The organism is Thalassobius sp. Cn5-15 (assembly GCF_022347685.1).
Classification (GTDB): Bacteria; Pseudomonadota; Alphaproteobacteria; order Rhodobacterales; family Rhodobacteraceae; genus Thalassobius.
The window spans coordinates 1-18,838 of the sequence record NZ_JAKRGF010000011.1 but is presented as its reverse complement, the minus strand read 5'-3'; the positions used below and the strand labels follow the sequence as shown (position 1 = coordinate 18,838).

Annotated in this window: 14 protein-coding genes, 2 tRNA genes and 1 rRNA gene; 4 read left to right on the top strand and 13 right to left on the bottom strand. The window is 57.0% G+C overall.

The window, feature by feature from the left end; genetic code table 11:
* Window positions 1-51: 51 nt before the first annotated feature.
* The 6 genes from queG to MHM86_RS16290 all read right to left on the bottom strand — a co-directional run bounded on the left by queG (window position 52) and on the right by MHM86_RS16290 (window position 9,695).
* Complete coding sequence (queG, locus tag MHM86_RS16315; protein WP_239201460.1) at window positions 52-1,089, bottom strand: tRNA epoxyqueuosine(34) reductase QueG; 1,038 nt, start codon at window positions 1,087-1,089, stop codon at window positions 52-54.
* A 74-nt stretch (window positions 1,090-1,163) separates the two neighbouring features.
* The gene (locus MHM86_RS16310) at window positions 1,164-1,829 is read right to left on the bottom strand and encodes a glutathione S-transferase family protein (RefSeq protein ID WP_239201457.1); all 666 of its coding nucleotides are present in this window, start codon (window positions 1,827-1,829) and stop codon (window positions 1,164-1,166) included.
* Window positions 1,830-1,898: 69 nt separating this feature from the next.
* Window positions 1,899-2,639 (bottom strand): monofunctional biosynthetic peptidoglycan transglycosylase, encoded by a 741-nt coding sequence (gene mtgA / locus MHM86_RS16305; protein WP_239201455.1) that lies wholly within the window; start codon window positions 2,637-2,639, stop codon window positions 1,899-1,901.
* A 228-nt stretch (window positions 2,640-2,867) separates the two neighbouring features.
* The gene (gene gltB, locus MHM86_RS16300; RefSeq protein ID WP_239201453.1) at window positions 2,868-7,403 is read right to left on the bottom strand and encodes a glutamate synthase large subunit; all 4,536 of its coding nucleotides are present in this window, start codon (window positions 7,401-7,403) and stop codon (window positions 2,868-2,870) included.
* A complete protein-coding gene (locus MHM86_RS16295; protein ID WP_239201451.1) occupies window positions 7,400-8,170 on the bottom strand; it encodes an alpha/beta hydrolase in 771 nt (256 codons plus the stop codon). Before MHM86_RS16295 ends, gltB begins: the two co-directional genes overlap by 4 nt.
* A gap of 85 nt (window positions 8,171-8,255) precedes the next feature.
* Window positions 8,256-9,695 carry an NAD(P)-dependent oxidoreductase gene (locus MHM86_RS16290; protein WP_239201448.1) on the bottom strand — a complete coding sequence of 480 codons (1,440 nt, stop codon included), beginning with the start codon at window positions 9,693-9,695 and terminating at the stop codon, window positions 8,256-8,258.
* A gap of 224 nt (window positions 9,696-9,919) precedes the next feature.
* Between MHM86_RS16290 and MHM86_RS16285 the strand changes: the two genes are divergently transcribed.
* Complete coding sequence (locus tag MHM86_RS16285; RefSeq protein ID WP_239201445.1) at window positions 9,920-10,726, top strand: undecaprenyl-diphosphate phosphatase; 807 nt, start codon at window positions 9,920-9,922, stop codon at window positions 10,724-10,726.
* 72 nt (window positions 10,727-10,798) lie between these two features.
* Here the strand turns inward: MHM86_RS16285 and MHM86_RS16280 are convergent, their stop codons facing one another.
* The gene (locus MHM86_RS16280) at window positions 10,799-11,776 is read right to left on the bottom strand and encodes a complex I NDUFA9 subunit family protein (RefSeq protein WP_239201442.1); all 978 of its coding nucleotides are present in this window, start codon (window positions 11,774-11,776) and stop codon (window positions 10,799-10,801) included.
* A gap of 148 nt (window positions 11,777-11,924) precedes the next feature.
* Between MHM86_RS16280 and MHM86_RS16275 the strand changes: the two genes are divergently transcribed.
* Window positions 11,925-12,011 (top strand) — tRNA-Leu (locus MHM86_RS16275).
* 160 nt (window positions 12,012-12,171) lie between these two features.
* Window positions 12,172-13,119, top strand: a complete 948-nt coding sequence (gene speB, locus MHM86_RS16270) for an agmatinase (RefSeq protein ID WP_239201439.1) — start codon at window positions 12,172-12,174, stop codon at window positions 13,117-13,119.
* On the opposite strand, the gene MHM86_RS16265 is transcribed toward speB, so the two are convergent.
* On the bottom strand, window positions 13,116-13,586 hold the full coding sequence (locus tag MHM86_RS16265) for a hypothetical protein (RefSeq protein ID WP_239201436.1): 471 nt from the start codon (window positions 13,584-13,586) through the stop codon (window positions 13,116-13,118). The genes speB and MHM86_RS16265 overlap by 4 nt on opposite strands.
* Window positions 13,587-13,740: 154 nt before the next feature.
* Window positions 13,741-14,307, bottom strand: coding sequence for a hypothetical protein (locus MHM86_RS16260; RefSeq protein ID WP_239201426.1), 567 nt, complete (start codon window positions 14,305-14,307; stop codon window positions 13,741-13,743).
* 436 nt (window positions 14,308-14,743) lie between these two features.
* Between MHM86_RS16260 and MHM86_RS16255 the strand changes: the two genes are divergently transcribed.
* Entirely contained in the window at window positions 14,744-16,105 is a 1,362-nt protein-coding gene (locus MHM86_RS16255; protein WP_239201425.1) for a DUF3179 domain-containing (seleno)protein, read from the top strand.
* 100 nt (window positions 16,106-16,205) lie between these two features.
* Here the strand turns inward: MHM86_RS16255 and MHM86_RS16250 are convergent, their stop codons facing one another.
* From MHM86_RS16250 to rrf, 4 genes are all read right to left on the bottom strand, one after another.
* A complete protein-coding gene (locus MHM86_RS16250; RefSeq protein ID WP_239201424.1) occupies window positions 16,206-17,750 on the bottom strand; it encodes a sodium:alanine symporter family protein in 1,545 nt (514 codons plus the stop codon).
* A gap of 22 nt (window positions 17,751-17,772) precedes the next feature.
* Entirely contained in the window at window positions 17,773-18,201 is a 429-nt protein-coding gene (locus MHM86_RS16245; RefSeq protein ID WP_239201422.1) for a universal stress protein, read from the bottom strand.
* 402 nt (window positions 18,202-18,603) lie between these two features.
* A tRNA-Met gene (locus MHM86_RS16240) sits at window positions 18,604-18,680 on the bottom strand.
* A gap of 67 nt (window positions 18,681-18,747) precedes the next feature.
* A 5S ribosomal RNA gene (rrf, locus tag MHM86_RS16235) occupies window positions 18,748-18,838 on the bottom strand; the annotation flags it as partial.

Genomic DNA, 18,838 nt, shown 5'->3' with positions numbered 1-18,838 from the left:
TGTAAAGTCGACTTTACATTCAAGGAAGCTGCTCAAAATGTAAAGTATGCTTTACAAAATTCTTTTCGCCGCCCAACGCGCCGCATCGCGCACGGTGTCATCCTCATCATCGGTCAGCCCCCGCGCCACTGGCAACAAAGCCGCATCGCCGGAGTTTCCGATCGCGTAGAGGACATTGCGCACAAACCGGTTACGCCCGATCCGCTTAATCGGGGAGCCGCTGAAAAAGGCCCGGAAGCCTGCGTCATCCAGCGCCGCCAGCTCTGCCAACCTTGGTGCCTTCAACTCATCCCGCGCCAGATAGCGCAGCTCGCGCGCTTCGACGGCAAATTTGTTCCACGGGCAGGCGTTCAGGCAATCATCGCAGCCATAGATCCGATTGCCCATCAGCGCGCGCAAATCCTCATCCACCGGCCCGTGGTGTTCAATCGTCAGATAGGAAATGCAGCGCCGCGCATCTAACTGATAGGGTGCAGGGAAAGCATCCGTCGGACAGGCCACCTGACAGGCATTACAGGACCCACAATGGTCTCTTTCTGCTGGATCAGTGTCTAATTTGACCGTGGTAAAGATTGAACCAATAAAGAACCAACTCCCCAGATCGCGGCTGACCAGATTGGTATGTTTGCCCTGCCACCCCAGTCCCGCCGCCTGCCCCAGCGGCTTTTCCGGCACCGGCGCGGTGTCCACGAACACCTTCACCTGCGCCTCATCCCCCACTTCGGCGATCAACCAGCGCGCCAGTCGTTTTAGCCGTTTCTTGACCAGATCATGGTAGTCTTTATTCTGCGCATAAACAGAAATCGCGCCCAATTCGGAATGCTGCAACACCTCTGCCGGATCATGCTGCGGCGTGTAGCTTTCCCCCAGCATGATAACGGATTGCGCCTCGGGCCAAAGAGCGGCTGGATTGCTACGCCAATGGGTGCGCTCTTCCATCCATCCCATCTGGCCGTGATAGCCTGCCTCCAGAAATGCCTTCAGACGTTCAGACACCTGTGGCACATCCCAAGGCCGACAGATGCGCGCTAGGTCGAACCCTTCGGCAATCGCCTGCGCAACCAGTCTCTGTTTCAGCCCGTCAGCCATTTCAATGTTCCCTGAAATACTCTGGGGGAATTGGCCGATAGCCAAGGGGGCCAAGCCTCCATCGCTAGCCTAGATCAAAAATCCAGATCCGCATAATGCAGCGGCGGCGGAAAGCCGGGCACCTGATCGGCTAGGATCGAGCGGAAAGCGGGCCGCGATTTAATCTTGGCATACCAGTCTTTCACCACCTCATGGCGGTTCCAGTCCACGTCGCTGATATAGTCCAGCGATGACAGATGCGCTGCAGCGGCGAAATCGGCGATGCTCATCTGATCGCCCGCCAGCCAGCGACGCTGATCGAGCAGCCACGCCATGTAATCCAGATGGTATTTGATCCGCTGAGCGCCTGCCTTGATGTTCTTACTGTCAGGATAGCCTTGGCCCATCACCTTCTTATGCACCCGCTCATAGAGCAGCTTGGAGGTGACTTCGTGATGAAATTTATCATCAAACCACGCCGCAATGCGCCGCGCTTCGAACCGGGCCTGCTTGCTCCGCGGCAGGAGGGCGGGATCGGGATAGGCTTCCTCCAGATATTCGATAATGGCAGTGCTTTCAGACATCATCATGCCGTCCAGTTTCAGCACTGGTACCTTACCGGCAGGATTGCGGCGCATGAAATCGGGATCCTGTTCCCAATAACGCTCTTCGCTCAACTCAACCTCGATCCGCTTTTCAGCCAGCACAAGGCGCAGCTTGCGGCAAAAAGGGGACAAGGGAAAATGATACAGCTTGGCCATGGGATCACACCTTACGAACTACCTGCGGGGCGGGGAATGCCCCTTCAATGCCTTTTTGGCGGGCGGTTTTCAATCCTCGAAACAGGCCGCACGGCCATCACGGCGGATTGTTTCTGCCCCATCCAAGATTCGTGCCGCCTGCCGACGCGTAAACTCCGCCGGTCGAATGGCGGAGCGCGATTTCGGCGACGGCAAAATCGCCGCCAACCGCGCCGCCTGCACCGGCGACAGCTCTGCCGCGCCGACGCCAAAATAATGCTGGGCGGCGGCACCGACGCCAAAAACGCCCTCGTCAAATTCAGCGATATTCAAATAAACCTCAAGAATACGCCGCTTGGACCAGAACAATTCGACAAAGGGCGTTAACGTCGCCTCCATCGTTTTTCGGACATAGGTTCGGCCGTGCCAGAGGTGGGCGTTTTTCACCACCTGCTGCGTTAGCGTCGATCCCCCGCGCCGCCCACCAGCCGCGATAGCCGCGCGGATTGCCTCCATGTCAAACCCCCAGTGAGCACAGAAATTCGCATCCTCTGCTGCCACCACGGACCTCTGCATCACCGGCGCAATCTGATCCAATGGCACCCAAGTCTGCTTGAGCGATCCCAGTCGCGCCTTTTCCTGCTGAATATAGATCGTGGTCGGCGGGTTAATCAGGCTGTAACTGGCGACCCACAAAATCATCAGGGCAGCCAGATACATCGCAATCCGTACCCCACGCCCCAAGAGCCGCAGGACCTTGAAATAAACAATGCGCTTGAAGCGCCCCCAAAGGCCCAACTCCTGCACATCCTGCTTCTTGCCTTTTGCCATACCACACAATCCTCAAACCAGCCCTTCTCTACGGAGGGGCTTAGGGGCAGTTTACTGCGTTGCAGCGCCTTGGGCCAGCCGGCAATCCCTTACTGTCCGTTAACTAGCAAGCGCGCACCATGAGTATTTGCGGAGCATTGAAAGGTGCTTTCCCGTTCCAGAAGCGAAAGCCGGTGCACTTGGCCCCGGCTTTCCTGTTTTAGATGGTCATGTCGTCACTCTGGATGATCACTCAGCCGGCACAGCCTGCTTTTCCACACTCAAGGGATGCGGGATGTGCACCAGCATCTCTTTCGGGCACACTTGTGTGAAGTTTTTCACCTCAGTGTCCCAGTGTTGCAGGATGCGGGCGGCCTTCTGGCTGCCGGTCTCTGCCAGATGGCGTTCGATCAGACCTTTCAGCTGCGCTTCCCAATGGGCCACGGTGACGGGGCAGGTCACCAGCGTCTCCATGTTCATCAGTTCGTCAACCTTGCCCTCTGGGTCATAGAGGTAGGCCATACCGCCGGTCATACCCGCACCGAAGTTGGCGCCGATAGAGCCGAGGATAACCGCCACGCCGCCGGTCATATATTCACAACCGTTGGACCCACAGCCCTCAATCACCACTTTCGCACCCGAGTTGCGGACAGCGAAACGTTCACCCGCGCGGCCAGCCGCGAACAAATGGCCGTCGGTCGCACCATAAAGAACGGTGTTACCGATGATGGTGTTGTCTGCGGCGACCAGCGGACTGGCCATCGGGGGACGCACCACAATGGTGCCGCCCGACAGACCCTTACCCACATAGTCGTTGGCGTCGCCCGACACTTCCAGTTTCAGACCCGGCGCGGCAAAGGCGCCCAGCGCCTGACCGGCGGAACCGGTCAGTTTGACCGTCAGGTGATCCTCTTGCAGCGCGTTACGCATCCCGAAGTTCTTGACGATGTGGCTGGAGGTGCGGGTGCCCACGGTCCGGTGCGTGTTCTGCACCGCATAAGACAGCTGCATCTTTTCGCCATCTTCAAGGAAGCGGCGTGCATCACGCACAATCTCAGCGTCCAGCGTGTCAGGCACCGCATTGCGGTCCTTGTCACGGTTATAGACAATCTCGTGTGCGCCATCGACGGTGATCAACAGCGGGTTCAGGTCAAGGTCATCCAGATGCGCCGAGCCACGGCTCACCTGACTGAGCAGATCGGCGCGACCAATCACCTCTTCAATGCTACGCGCACCGATAGAGGCAAGGATTTCGCGAACTTCCTGCGCGTAGAAAGTGATCAAGTTCACCACCTTGTCGGCGTTGCCAGTGAACTTGCCACGCAGCTCTTCATCCTGCGTACAGACGCCTACAGGACAGGTGTTGCTCTGACACTGACGCACCATGATACAGCCCATCGCGATCAGCGCGGCAGTGCCGATGCCGTATTCCTCGGCCCCCATCATGGCGGCGATCACGATGTCACGACCAGTGCGCAGACCGCCATCGGTCCGCAGGGTCACGCGATCGCGCAGATTGTTCATCGCCAGAACCTGATGCGCCTCCGTCAGACCCATTTCCCACGGCAGCCCCGCGTGTTTGATCGAGGTTGCAGGCGATGCGCCAGTCCCACCGTTGTGACCCGAAATCAGGATCACGTCGGCCTCTGCCTTGGCAACACCGGCGGCAATCGTACCAACACCAGAGGCAGCCACCAGTTTCACCGTCACCTTACAGCGCGGGTTGATCTGTTTCAGGTCATAGATCAACTGCGCCAGATCCTCGATCGAGTAGATGTCGTGGTGCGGCGGCGGCGAAATCAGGGTCACACCTTTGGTCGAGTGACGCAGGCGCGCGATCAGGTCGGTCACTTTCATGCCCGGCAGCTGGCCGCCCTCACCCGGTTTCGCACCTTGGGCCACCTTAATCTCCAGTTCTTCACACTGGTTCAGGTATTCGGCGGTCACACCGAAACGGCCCGAGGCCACCTGTTTGATCTTGGCCGACGGGTTATCACCGTTGGGTTCAGGAACGAAGTGTGCGGGGTCTTCCCCGCCTTCGCCCGAATCCGACTTGGCACCGATGCGGTTCATCGCAACGTTCAGGGTTTTGTGGGCCTCGGGGCTTAGTGCGCCCAGCGACATACCTGGCGTGACGAAGCGTTTGCGGATCGCAGTGATGCTTTCCACCTCTTCGATACCGATCGCCTTGCCCAGCGGTTTGAACGCCAGAAGGTCACGCAAGTGGATCGGTGGCATCGACTGCATCTTGGCCGAATACTGTTTCCACATCTCGAAGGACGCGCGGTTACAAGCGGTTTGCAGGATGTGCATCGACTGCGCTTCCCAGGCGTGGGTCTCACCCGATTTACGTGCCTTGTAGAACCCACCGATCGGCAACACGTCACGGCCACCGCCCCAACCCATGCTGTGGACCTCTTCTACCTTCTTCTGGATGCCCGACACGCCAATGCCGGAGATACGGCTGATCATACCGGGGAAAAACTCGGCACACATGGCGCGGGACAGACCCACCGCCTCGAAGTTCAGACCACCACGATAGGACGAGATGACCGAAATACCCATCTTGGCCATGATCTTCAGCAGGCCCTGATCAATGGCATCACGGTAACGCGCAACCGCTTCGGTCAGGGAACAGTCCAAGAGATCGCGTTCGATACGATCGGCCAGCGAATCTTCGGCTAGATAGGCATTCACAACGGTCGCGCCACAGCCGATCAGCACGGCAAAGTAATGCGGATCCACGCATTCGGCGGAACGCACGTTCAGCGAACAGAAGGTGCGCAGGCCCTTGCGGGTCAGGTGACTGTGCACGGCGCTGGTGGCCAGAATCATCGGCATAGCCACGCGCTTCTCCCCCTGATGCTGATCGGTCAGCACGATGTGACCTGCGCCTGAGCGCACGGCATCCTCTGCCTCGCCACGGATACGCTCCAACTCAACACGCAGGGCGCTGTCGCCGGCGCCGGCAGGGAAGGTGCAATCAATCTCAACCAGTTCGGCCTTGAACTGGCGCAACAGCTCATCCCATTGGGCGTTGCCGACAAACGGGCTGTCCAAAACCAAAATTTCGGTTTGGGCACTGCTTTCATCCAGCACGTTCTTCAGGTTGCCAAACCGCGTTTTCAGCGACATCACGCGATATTCGCGCAAACTATCGATCGGCGGGTTGGTCACCTGAGAGAAGTTCTGACGGAAGAAATGGCTCAGTGGGCGATACTTGTTCGACAGAACCGCCGATGGGGTATCGTCGCCCATCGAGGCCAGCGCCTCTTTGCCATCTTCGGCCATCGGCGCAAGGATCTGTTCCAGCTCTTCGATGCTGTAACCGGCTGCGATCTGACGCTTGCGCAGTTCTGCACCAGCGAACATCGGCTTTTCGGTCAGACCAGAGAGCGCAGCCTCAAGGTCCGTAATCTTGCCGACCCATTCACCGAACGGCTGTGCAGCGGCCAGTTTGTCCTTCATTTCGGTGTCGTGGTAGAGTTTGCCCTCTTCCATATCCACAGCCAGCAGTTGGCCCGGACCCAGTGCGCCTTTCTCTTTAACGCTGGATTCGTCGGTCGGAACCATGCCCGCCTCGGACCCTGCAATCAGCAAATCGTCACCGGTCACGACATAACGCATCGGGCGCAAACCATTGCGGTCAAGACCTGCGCACACCCAGCGACCATCGGTCATCGCCAATGCGGCGGGACCGTCCCATGGCTCCATGACTGAGTTGCAGTAGGAATACATGTCACGCCACGCCTGCGGCAGTTCCTTGGCCTGTTTCGACCACGATTCAGGCACCAACATGGTTTTCGCCATCGGTGCGTTGCGGCCCGCGCGCACCAGAACCTCAAACACCGAATCCAGTGCGGCTGAGTCGGACGAGCCTGCGGGGATGATCGGTTTGATGTCTTCGGCCAAATCACCAAAGGCGCCAGAGGCCATGCGGATCTCATGGCTCTTCATCCAGTTGACGTTGCCTTTCAGCGTGTTGATTTCACCGTTGTGGGCCAACATACGGAACGGCTGGGCCAACCACCATTCAGGGAAAGTGTTGGTGGAATAACGCTGATGATAGATCGCAAAGGCACTCTCGAAGCGGTCATCCTGCAGATCAGGATAGAAATCCGCGACCTGTTCGGCCAGCATCATGCCCTTGTAGATGATCGACCGGCAGGACAGCGAACACAGGTACATTCCGTTGATGCCTGCAGCGGTTGCTGCCTTTTCGATCCGGCGGCGGATCACGTACAGCTCGCGCTCAAACTCTTCTTCGGTGATGTCCTTGGCGTTGGAAATCAGGATCTGCTCGATCTCAGGGCGGGTGGCGTTTGCCTTTTCACCAAGGCAGGACACATCCACTGGCACGTGGCGCCAGCCGTAGATGTAATGCCCCATGCGCAGCACTTCGGTTTCGACGATGGTCCGGCATTTTTCCTGCGCCCCGAAATCGGTACGCGGTAGGAACACCTGACCCACTGCGACCAAGCGATTTTCATGCGGAATATGGCCAGTGCGTTTAATCTGGTCATAAAAGAAAGGCACAGGAATTTGCACGTGGATACCCGCGCCGTCACCAGTTTTACCGTCAGCGTCGACAGCACCACGGTGCCAGATCGCCTTCAGTGCGGTGATGCCGGATTCGACAACTTTACGGCTGGGTTTGCCGTTCAGCGATACCACCAGACCTACACCGCAAGATGAGTGTTCAAACTCATCGCGATACATGCCGTTCTCTTGCATATAGGCGCGCAGCGCCTCTTGCTGGGGGGCGTAGTTTTCAAGGTTTTTCATGATGATACCTCAGATGAGGGCGCAAGCGCCGGGTATTTTTTCATATCGCGCCGAAAGGCGCCCATTTTATCGGCCATCAGCAGGCGCACCTGCCGGACCTTATTCTCAAAGCTCAGCTGGATGATCTGATCCATGATGCCAAAGCGTTTCATGCGCTGCGGTACGTTGTGCACCGTCTGTGGCATGATCATGTGATAGAGCGTCGGAAACTTGGGAAAGCGATCGCGCTGCGCCCGTTCCCGCCCGTGGGTGCCGTGGAAGACGTGATAGGTCGTTTCCTCGGTCAGATAGTCACCCAGACCACGGATGTGGTGGGTTTCGATCTGTTCACGGTAATCCATCCAGCGCGGATCATCGGCGGCCACATCCGGATGAACCGAATATTGCGGCGCCAGACCAACGGCAGATTTCACCGGCAGGAACTTGGCCATCAACAGGGCGGAATACCCGCCCATCGAATGACCCAGCGTGACCATCTCTTTGGCGCCAACCTGCTGTGCGAACCGTTGTGCGTGTTCAACAATCTGTTCGATCAACCCGTCCCCGTTCAACCATGTGCGGTTGGGGTCAATGATGAACAAAACGTTGTCACGCCCATCTGCCGTAGCAGTGCGAGCGAATTCCACACCCGGCACTTTGGCTGGATCGGTGCCGATGCCGGTGAAGCACAGCACCAGACGATCTGACACGCCACGATGCGCATGGATGATCAGATCATCCTGCGTCACATAAGGTGTAATCACCAGTTCCTGAGCCGGAGCATTCATCAAGCTGTGCCGTTCCTATCGGGTGGTTTCAGACGTGCTGGTCCGAGGGCCCCGAAGGGCGTCCCGCACCAACATCCAGTTTCGGTTACTCTGCCGCGACGCTTTGAGCGTCGTTCAGATAGTCCAGGATCGCCTCGGCGCTGTCGCGACCGTCTTTGATCGCCCAAACCACCAGCGAGGCACCGCGCACGATGTCGCCAACAGCGTAAACACCGTCCAGAGCGGTCTTGCCGGTCTTGAACTCGGCCTTGATGGTGCCCCAACGGGTCACTTCCAGACCGTCCGTGCCCCAAAGTTTGGGCAGATCTTCAGGCTCAAAGCCCAGCGCCTTGATCACCAGATCGGCGTCTTCGACGTAGTCTGCGCCTTCGATCACCTCAGGTGCTTGGCGGCCCGACGCATCCGGTGCGCCCAGGCGCATTTTTTGCACCATCACGCCGCTGACGTTGCCGTCAGTTTCGGTGAACCCTTGCGGTGCGGCCAGCCAGACAAACTCCACGCCTTCTTCTTCGGCGTTCTGAACCTCGCGCTGGGAACCGGGCATATTGGCACGGTCACGACGGTAAAGACATTTGACCGAGGTCGCGCCCTGACGCACAGCGGTACGCACGCAGTCCATTGCAGTGTCACCACCGCCAATGACCACAACCTTTTTGCCCGCCGCGTTCAGAGAGCCGTCCTCATATTCGGCCACGTCGTCACCGAAGCTGAGCTTGTTCGACACGGTCAAGTAATCGATCGCACGTTCAATGCCGGTTGCGGTCGAACCCGGGCCAGACAGATCGCGGGTTTTGTAAACGCCAGTGGCGATCATCACTGCGTCATGTTTGCCACGGATCGCATCAAAAGAGATGTCTTCGCCCACGTTGCAATTAAGCACGAACTCAACACCGGATTTCTCAAGCTGTTCAACACGGCGCATCACCACGTCTTTTTCCAACTTGAAACCAGGGATGCCGTAGGTCAGCAGGCCGCCAGCGCGGTCGTAGCGGTCATAGATGGTGACCTGAATACCCTGGCGACGCAGGATATCTGCAGCAGCCATACCACCCGGCCCCGCACCGATGATTCCAACAGATTGATCGCGTTCCATGACCGGAACGATCGGCTTGACCCAACCGTTTTCCCACGCAGTGTCAGTAATATATTTTTCAACAGACCCGATCGTAACGGTACCGTGGCCCGACTGTTCGATCACGCAGTTGCCTTCGCACAGGCGGTCCTGAGGACAGATACGGCCACAGATTTCCGGGAACGAGTTGGTAGCCTGAGAGATCTGGTACGCCTCCTCCAGACGACCGGTGGCAGTCATGTTCAGCCAGTCGGGGATGTTATTGTGTAGCGGGCAATGCGCCTGACAATAGGGCACACCACATTGACTGCAGCGGCTCGACTGTTCTTTCGCTTTTTCATCCGCGTATTCGGCGTAAATTTCTTGGAAGTCCTTATTCCGCTCCTCGGCCAGCCGCTTCACCGGCATGTCACGATCGACGGATACAAACTTCAGCATCGGTTGCTTGGCCACGGGCGCTGCCTTTCTGAACGAGTATGTATAAAAATGCCTTTTAAGGCAGCACTGATGGAAATAAAAGTCAGAAGAGCTGACCTAAACTTAGGATTTTTATGCCGCAAGGCAGAAAAGTTGAGCCAAAGGCACTCTACTTATAACCGATCCGGACCTATATTTCTTCTTCTGACGCAAACTCAATAGGTTATACAAGGGGCATTGAGAGCCCGAGAAAGCCCGACATGTCTATTCTACATCTAGCAATTTTGGCCTTAATTCAGGGCATTACCGAGTTTTTGCCGATTTCCTCCTCTGGCCACCTGATTCTACTGCCGAATCTGTCCGGCATGCAGGATCAGGGTCCTATCATCGACGTTGCGGCACATGTGGGCACGCTGGGTGCAGTGGTGCTGTATTTCTGGCGCGACGTCAGGATCGGCCTGGCCGGCACGCCACGAATGCTGACGGGGCGTCTGGACACCGAAGGCAGCCGCATGGCGTTCCTGCTGCTGATCGCAACAATTCCGGTGATCCTCTTTGGGCTCTTTCTTGCCCTGACCGGTCTGGATGAACAACTGCGGTCCATAACGGTCATTGGCTGGACCATGCTGGGGTTTGGCGTCGTCCTTTATGGTGCGGACCAGCGCGGCGGCGAGACAAAGCTCAGCGAAGACTGGAACCTGCGTGACGCGCTTTGGATGGGTCTGGCGCAGATGCTGGCCCTGATCCCTGGCACGTCACGATCCGGCATCACCATCACCGCTGGCCGCTGGTTGGGTTATGACCGACAGGATGCGGCAAAGCTGGCGATGCTGATGTCGATCCCGACCATTGTGGCCTCTGGTTGTTTGATGGGTGCCAAAGTGGCCGGCCAGGCCGATATGCAGGCCCTGCGTGACGGCGCTATTGTGGCAGGTCTGTCCTTTGTCGCCGCTCTGTTGGCGCTGGTGCTGATGATGCGACTCTTACGCTCTGTCAGTTTTACACCCTATGTGATCTATCGCGTCATCCTTGGCGCGATACTGCTGTGGATCGGGTATACACAGTAATCCAACAGCACCGGGGAAACGACAAAGGGCGCGCTACGGCACGCCCTTTGTCGTTTCTGGCTGATTGCAGGTTTAGCCGTGGCGCAGGTTCTTCGCAGATTCCTTGATCGCCAGATACTGACCCGACGGACGAAAGCGCCACAGGTAATCAGGCAGCACAGCCTCCATCGCCACGGGTGTGATATCCAGATCAGCAAACCCTTTTGCACCCTCAGACACCACATTGTCCTGACGCAGCAGTTTCACCTGATCGGCAGTGATCGGCCCCTTAATCAGCCCAAAGCTCAACTTTTTGACCAAATCAAACGACCAACCCATCAAAGACCCCGCAAAGAAGGGCAGGTTGATCACCAGCTTACGACGACGGATCACAGTCAGCATATCCTTCATCAGGCCTTTCATGCTTTTCGCATCAGGGCCACCCAGTTCATAGATACCTGCAGGCGCCTTGCCCTCCACACCCAGCACGGCGGCGCGGGCGACGTCATCAACATAAACCGGCTGGAACACAGTGTTACCACCCACCAGCGGCAACACTGGACCAAACATGCCTGCAAAACGGTTAAAGAAGTCATCTTCAGCCCCGAAGATGATCGAAGGACGCAGAATCACCGCAGACGGGAAGGCCGCCTGAACCGCCGCTTCGCCAGCACCTTTGGTGCGCGCATAGGCACTGCTGCGAGTGGCATCTGCGCCAATCGCCGACAGATGAACGAAGGTTTTTACATCCTGCTCGGCAGCGATACGGGCGACGCGGCCTGCGCCTTCGGCCTGAACGGAATCAAAGCCGTTTTTGCCCGCCTCTGCCAGAATGCCCACACAGTTCACAACCGCATCCGATCCCGTCATCACAGAGGCGACCGAGGCTTCGTCGCGGATGTTGCACAGCACAGGCTCAACCTGACCGGGGGTACCGTAAGGTTTTACGTGCATTGCCTCATTTGGGCGGCGCACCGCCACGCGCACGCGCCAGCCCTCTTTCGCAAGACGACGGGCAATGTAGCGGCCAACAAATCCAGATCCGCCAAAAATGGTCACAAGTTTCGACATATCACAGACTCCGGCTAAGAAAATTTTGCTGCATTTTTCTAGCGCTTACAGGGGTTTTTCACAAGGAGATTGCCTGCGGCAAAAAAAACTTCAAAAATCGCGTTGACACCCCCCTACGGTAACCTTAGAACGCCCCTCACCAACCCGTGCCCAGATGGCGGAATTGGTAGACGCGCTAGCTTCAGGTGCTAGTGTCCGTATGGACGTGGAGGTTCGAGTCCTCTTCTGGGCACCATGATAAACCGGCTGATCGCCCTTGAGCTCAAGGATCCGACAGCCGGTTTTTTTGTGTGGAAATTTTCGTTGAAATCGCCGACCGAATTAGAAAACTCCTATCTTTCATATGGATACTTCGTGCTTAATGACTGAAATGGTCAGTGCAGATGAGGTTTCAGATGTTCAATCAACCCCTTGGCGGAAACGAGATGCCGCGCTTTGGCGGGCCGACAACCTTCATGCGTCTGCCCACGCAGGACACGGCAGCAGGGCTTGATGCGGCCTTTGTGGGGATTCCGATGGATATCGGTGCCAGCAACCGCCCCGGCACCCGGTTTGGACCGCGTCAAATTCGCAGCGAAAGCGCGATGATCCGCCCCTACAATATGTGGACCCGCGCCGCGCCGTTTGACGCACTAAATGTTGCAGATATTGGGGATGTTGCGATCAACACCTTCGACCTGAAGGACGCCGTGCGCCGGATCACCGAGTTTTACGACGGTCTGCTAAAGCATCCGGTTGTCCCGCTGACCATGGGAGGCGATCATACGCTTTCCCTGCCGGTGCTGCGGGCCATTGCGAAGAAACACGGTCCAGTGGCATTGATCCACGTTGATGCTCACGCTGATATCAATGATCACATGTTTGGCGAGGCGATCGCACACGGCACACCTTTCCGTCGCGCCTATGAGGAAGGGCTGCTTGACGCACGAAACACCTTTCAGATCGGGCTGCGCGGCACCGGTTACGGGCCAGATGATTTCGACACCGCGCGGGATTGGGGGTTTACCGTCGTGCAGGCCGAAGAGCTGTGGCACAAATCCGCTGCGCCACTGATGGAACAGGTCCGGGCACAGATCGGTGATCGCCCTGCATATCTGAGTTTCGACATAGACAGCCTGGATCCCGCATTTGCCCCCGGCACCGGCACGGTTGAAATGGGCGGCCTCACCACGATTCAAGCACTGGAAATTGTGCGGGGCTGCCGCGGCCTAAATCTGGTAGGCTGCGATCTGGTGGAGGTGTCACCGCCCTATGATCCCGCCGGAAACACCGCGATGATTGCGGCGAACCTGCTCTATGAAATGCTGTGCGTCTTGCCGGGGGTGCAGGACAGCGTCCTCTAGCAGGCGCCGCGCAGTTCAAACAACAAATAATCCAGCATTTCCAGTGCGACCAACAGGCGGGCGGGATCTGTGCCCTCGACCAACAACAACGCCTGCACAAAGCTGCGTGACCTCTTGCGACGGCGCAGGTTGTGAAAGGCGGCGATCAACAGCCGTTCCTCTTGGGTCAGTTTATACCGGCAGCAGGCGCAGTCTTCGCGGCCATAGGTAAAGGCGCTGGTGCGCAGACAGCGCATCGCCTCGATCACATCGACGGTGGCACTCAGCACCTGCTCGGCCGCTTCAGCACCATAATGCTGGGCGCAAACCACCTGCGCCCGTTTCCACCCACCACGATCAGGATGAGTTAGCCCATCAAAGATATGTCTGCTGGTCGACAGCAACGCCAGATCCTCACGGTCAAAACCATAGGCCTGAATATCACGCGCCGCATTTTTTGAATGCCGATTGTCTGCTGGTCCTGCCATGTCACGCTCCGGTTTTAGGGGATCAAACCTGGCGGCATCGCTTGGCTGTATATTTCCTAGTAAAATACTCAAGCACTGACAAGTCTGTATCGAACCAGAAAAAAGTCAAAACGAACAACAGCTCGGGTACATACCTGTCACGGTGAAACAGCAGTCACTCTTTGGTGCGGCTGTTAGTGATCGCAGCCTCAACACACATCTTCAGGCGACCCTGCGTCATCGGCAGGCACATAGAGGCGTCTGAAATCGGGCTACGGTCCTTGGTCATGTCGTCAGCCATAAACGCAGTAGAGAACATCACAACCGGCAACCGCGAAAAGGCAAAGCGCAGGCTCAACAGATCAGTCACCAAATGATCCAGCGGCATCAAACCATCACGCATGATGAATAGCAGATCCCATTCGCGTGGCGCTTCGCGCAGCCTACGCTCTGCCTCGCCCAGCGTGGAGACTGGCATTACATTAGCGCCCAGACTAATCGACATCTGTTCCACGTCGCAGTTCGGCTTTGCGCTGACACACAGCACCTTTTTACCCATCAAGGGCGCAGGACCGATGCTTTGACGTTGACGGTAAATAGAGCGGGACAGGGAATCGCGTTTCACATCACCCTCCGACGCAACACCATTCTGGTCCGAAGAACCCTTCTGACCGAACCCGCGGCGACGCGGGTTAGAGACGTTGTATGCAGTCTGATCAGCGATATCTTGAAACAATCCCACGTCTGCATCCCTCCGTTTGGTGTCTGTTTTGTCTCCGTCGTCCTACAAAAGAACGCCGGGACTGCTCTACTTTTTAGAGGGGACATCCGAAAAATTTTCTCGATGGGATATATGCTTGCTCCTCCTTAGTAGGAGGCAGGCCCCAAAGACGCAACGCTACAATGCCTTAAATAGGTGCGGGCGAAGCCCAAACATCGCTTGCGGCGTTCGACAGCGTGATTGCGATGGGAGACGGCTGGCTGCCCGCGCAGTTGCAGGCCATACTCGCAACCGTGAACACAGCCGCTGCCCTCTAAGTCACCCGCGCAGGGGCCAATCCTACTTAGACGCAGGAGCTATCGCTGATCTCTCTTATCACATAGAGATGAGGCGTTGTGATTGGCACCAATTCGCCCCTGCGGACAGACTGGCCCCATTGATAGCCAAGAGGCCCCCCATGCGCACACTGTCCCACCTCGCCCTGATCGCAGCGCTTACTGCGACGCCCTTTACCGCCTCGGCCGTTTGGGCCGAAACCGCAATGCCAGCACATGTCATCGAACAGTTCGGCGCCGCACCAGAGGTGCCTCAAGGCGCGCTGTCGGCCGAACTGGCGGCTGCCGTGCAGCTGGCCTTTGTTGACAGCATCACCGAAGGACAGTGGGGCCCTGACCACAGCGCCGCGCTGGAGGTGATCCGCACATCCGGCGATCCACGTCTGGCATGGGTCATCTCTGATCTACTGCGCTTTGTCACCAACCGCCAGTTGAGCCGCTCCTTGGCAGAAACCGGTGTACACCTTCTGAACCTGCCAGAGATTACTGTGAACCCGTGGGGGCACATCACCGATCCGCTGATCGCGTGGGATATCCCCGAACCTCCCGGGTATCTGGAGATCAAGCGCGGCATCTACACCAGTATCATCCCCGGTTGGGACCGCATTTTCATCGAAGGCGACATCGACTGGCGACTGGTCTCTTGGGGTGGTGTGCTGATCGACGATCGCCCGTTTGATACCACTGATGATGCCTGCAACTGCATTCCCGCCGCTGACAATCCGCCCGTAACATCTGCGGCGGAGGCGGACTGGCTTGACGATAACGACGTTATTTTTGGTGTGGTGATCAACGGCGAGGCGCGCGCCTATCCCCGCCAGATCATGGAAGTGCGCGAAATGGTCAACGACACGCTGGGTGGCCGTGATCTGGCGCTGCCTTACTGTACGCTTTGCGGTGCAGCGCAGGCCTATTTCACCGATCAGCTGCCCGCCGGTGTGAAGCGCCCTGTGATGCGGACCTCTGGCCTGCTGAGCCGCTCGAACAAGGTGATGTATGACCTAACGACCTATTCAATCTTCGACACCTTCCGTGGCAACGCCCTGACTGGCCCGCATGCAAAACGCGGTCTGGTTCTGGATCAAGCCACAGTGGTTACCTCCGACTGGGCCAGCTGGAAAGCCGCCTATCCAGAAACCACAGTACTGGCCGAACGTCTGGCTTTGGGCCGTGATCCTGACTTCCGCAACAACCGCGATGCCAACGGCCCGATCTTCCCTGTCGGCGACGTAGATCCGCGCCTACCAGTGCAGGAGGATGTGATCGGTGTGCTGACCAAATCAGGCCCCGTCGCCTTCCCCCGCGCCACTGCAATGGCTGCGCTGCAACAGGGTGAGCAGGTGGCATATAAAGGCGTGACCCTATCGCGGGTCGCAGGTGGCCTGCGCGCAACAGACACAGCAGGCAAGGCCGTGTCCAGCCACGAGGCCTTCTGGTTCGCATGGTCGCAGTTCTATCCTGAAACCAAGCTGTGGACACCGTAAGCGACCCATGGCGGGCCGTTAAGTCTGTTGGCCGTTCAAAGATCACACAAAAAAGCCGGGGCAGTGATTTGCCCCGGCTTTGTATTTTCTATGACGTCCATTAATTGAACTTCTTGATCTCACCCGATTTCAAACGGGCCAGATAGCCAGTCAGTTCTCGCTTCACGATCGGCATCAGGAAGTAAAGACCAAAGACATTCACCACCGCCATCGCAAAGATCGCCGCATCGGAGAAGTCGATAACCGGTCCCAGCGAAGCAGAGGCCCCGATGACCACAAAGACGCAGAACATCACCTTGAAAAACAGCTGCGCGCCGTTGCTTTCCCCGAATAGGAAGGTCCAAGCCTTCAGCCCGTAGTAGGACCAAGAGATCATGGTCGAGAAGGCGAACAGGATCACTGCCAGCGCCAGAATATACTGGAAGAACGGCACAGCAGAGGCAAAGGCCGCCGACGTCAGCGCCACACCGCCGTTACCACCAACGGTCTGAATCGCAGTCCCCGCATCATTCAACAGATAGTTGCCGGTCACAGGGTCAATCACCAGCTGACCAGTGATGATGATCACTAGCGCGGTCATGGTGCAGATCACCACGGTGTCGATGAACGGCTCCAGCAGAGACACATACCCTTCGGTGATCGGCTCTTTGGTACGCACAGCAGAGTGAGCGATCGCCGCCGATCCAACGCCCGCTTCGTTAGAGAACGCCGCCCGCTTAAAGCCCTGAATCAGCGCACCGACCATACCGCCAGCAACACCAAGGCCTGTAAACGCACCTTCAAAAATCTGACCGAAAGCCCAACCGATCTTGTCGAAGTTGATCACCAGAATGATCAGCGCAGTGATCACATACATGATCCCCATAAACGGCACGACCTTTTCAGTCACCCGTGCGATGGATTTCAGACCGCCCACGATCACCGCAAACACAACCGCGGCAAAGACAAGGCCGGTGATAACCCCGGGGAAATCACCCACAACGTTGGTGATCTGCGCATGCGCTTGGTTGGCCTGGAACATGTTGCCGCCACCCAGTGCACCAAGGATACAGAAGACAGAGAACAGAACCGCCAGGATCTTGCCCCCCGGCAGGCCCCGTTCCGCAAAGCCCTTGGTCAGGTAGTACATCGGACCACCTGACACGCTACCATCAGGATACTCGTTGCGATATTTCACGCCCAGAGTACATTCAGTAAACTTCGATGCCATGCCCATCAGACCGGCAAGGATCATCCAGAAAGTAGCACCCGGGCCACCAATGCTGACCGCAACGGCCACACCAGCGATATTCCCCAGTCCTACTGTGCCCGACAACGCGGTCGCCAGCGCCTGGAAATGGCTGACCTCACCTGCATCATTGGGGTCAGAATAGTCCCCTTTGACCAGCGAAATCGCGTGGCGGAAGCCGCGCAGCTGGATAAAGAGGAAATAGAGCGTAAAGACAGTTGCTGCCAGAACAAGCCACGCCACGATCCATGGGAAATTGGTGCCAGGAAAGGGCGAGAAGATGAAGCTGACGAACCAGCCCGTGGAGGCTGCGAAAACCTCGTTGATTTTCTGATCAATACCTTGCGCCGCAGCTGGCAAACCCGCCGTCGACAGTACTGTGGCCGCAATGGCTGCGCGTTTATACATCGTTTTCATGGTGTATCCCTGTTCTCTCGACTTATGGCACGATGGTGCATGGGACGGGTGCGGATTGCGCCAGCGTACCGGCAACTGACCCGAACAAACGACCGCTGAGGCCTCTCTGCCCGTTACGACCCACCACAATCAGTGAGGCACCTGCGCTAGAGGCTACGTCATTCAGGGTGTCGGCGATGTGGCCATACCGGATGACGGTTTCTACCGGCACACCGATGTCACCAAGATCATCCAGAACCGGTTTGATCACCGCAGTCTCTGCACGTTCCAGCTCTTCCTGACGGCGTTTGTGACGCTCTTCAAGTTCGGTTGCGGTCAGAAATGTGTATGGCGACCACTCCAGTACATAGGCGATGATCAATGCCGCTTCACATGATTTTGCTTGATTAACTGCAAACTCAAGTGCGCGTTGCGAGGCTTCACTGCCGTCATATGCTACAATTATTTTCATCCAATTCCCTCCAAAATGGGTTGCGATGCCCCCGTCTCCACACCGATAAGACTAGTTTTCCAAAAACCGTCCGCGCCATTGAGATCGTTCATAAAAGACACTGCAGATTTCGCCCATTTGCACTGACTGAACTGTATCTGCAAGACGCTTAATTGATGCGCCGAGATTTTTATCAAGGAAGCAAATATCAAAGGAATTCACGGGCCAAACCTGACAACGCGTTACTTTGTCAGTGTCAGTATAACACTGACACCTACGGCAATGAAGCATTTCAATTCAATAAGGGGTGCCACGGAACCTCAAAGCAGCCATATGCGGCGCACAGGACGGCAGATCGTGACACTAGACTGGCTGCCTCTAGCAGTACGATCAGCCCTATCATTTCTGATTTTGTGATATTTTTGGTTGCGGGGGCAGGATTTGAACCTGCGACCTTCAGGTTATGAGCCTGACGAGCTACCGGGCTGCTCCACCCCGCGCCAGTGTCACCGTGGTGACGAATGCGCTATATTTTTATCGCTTAGAGATTTTGTTGTTGTTTATTAGGTTTGGCGGTGACCTACTCTCCCACGTCTTAAGACGCAGTACCATTGGCGCTTCGGTGCTTAACTTCCGAGTTCGGGATGGTATCGGGTGT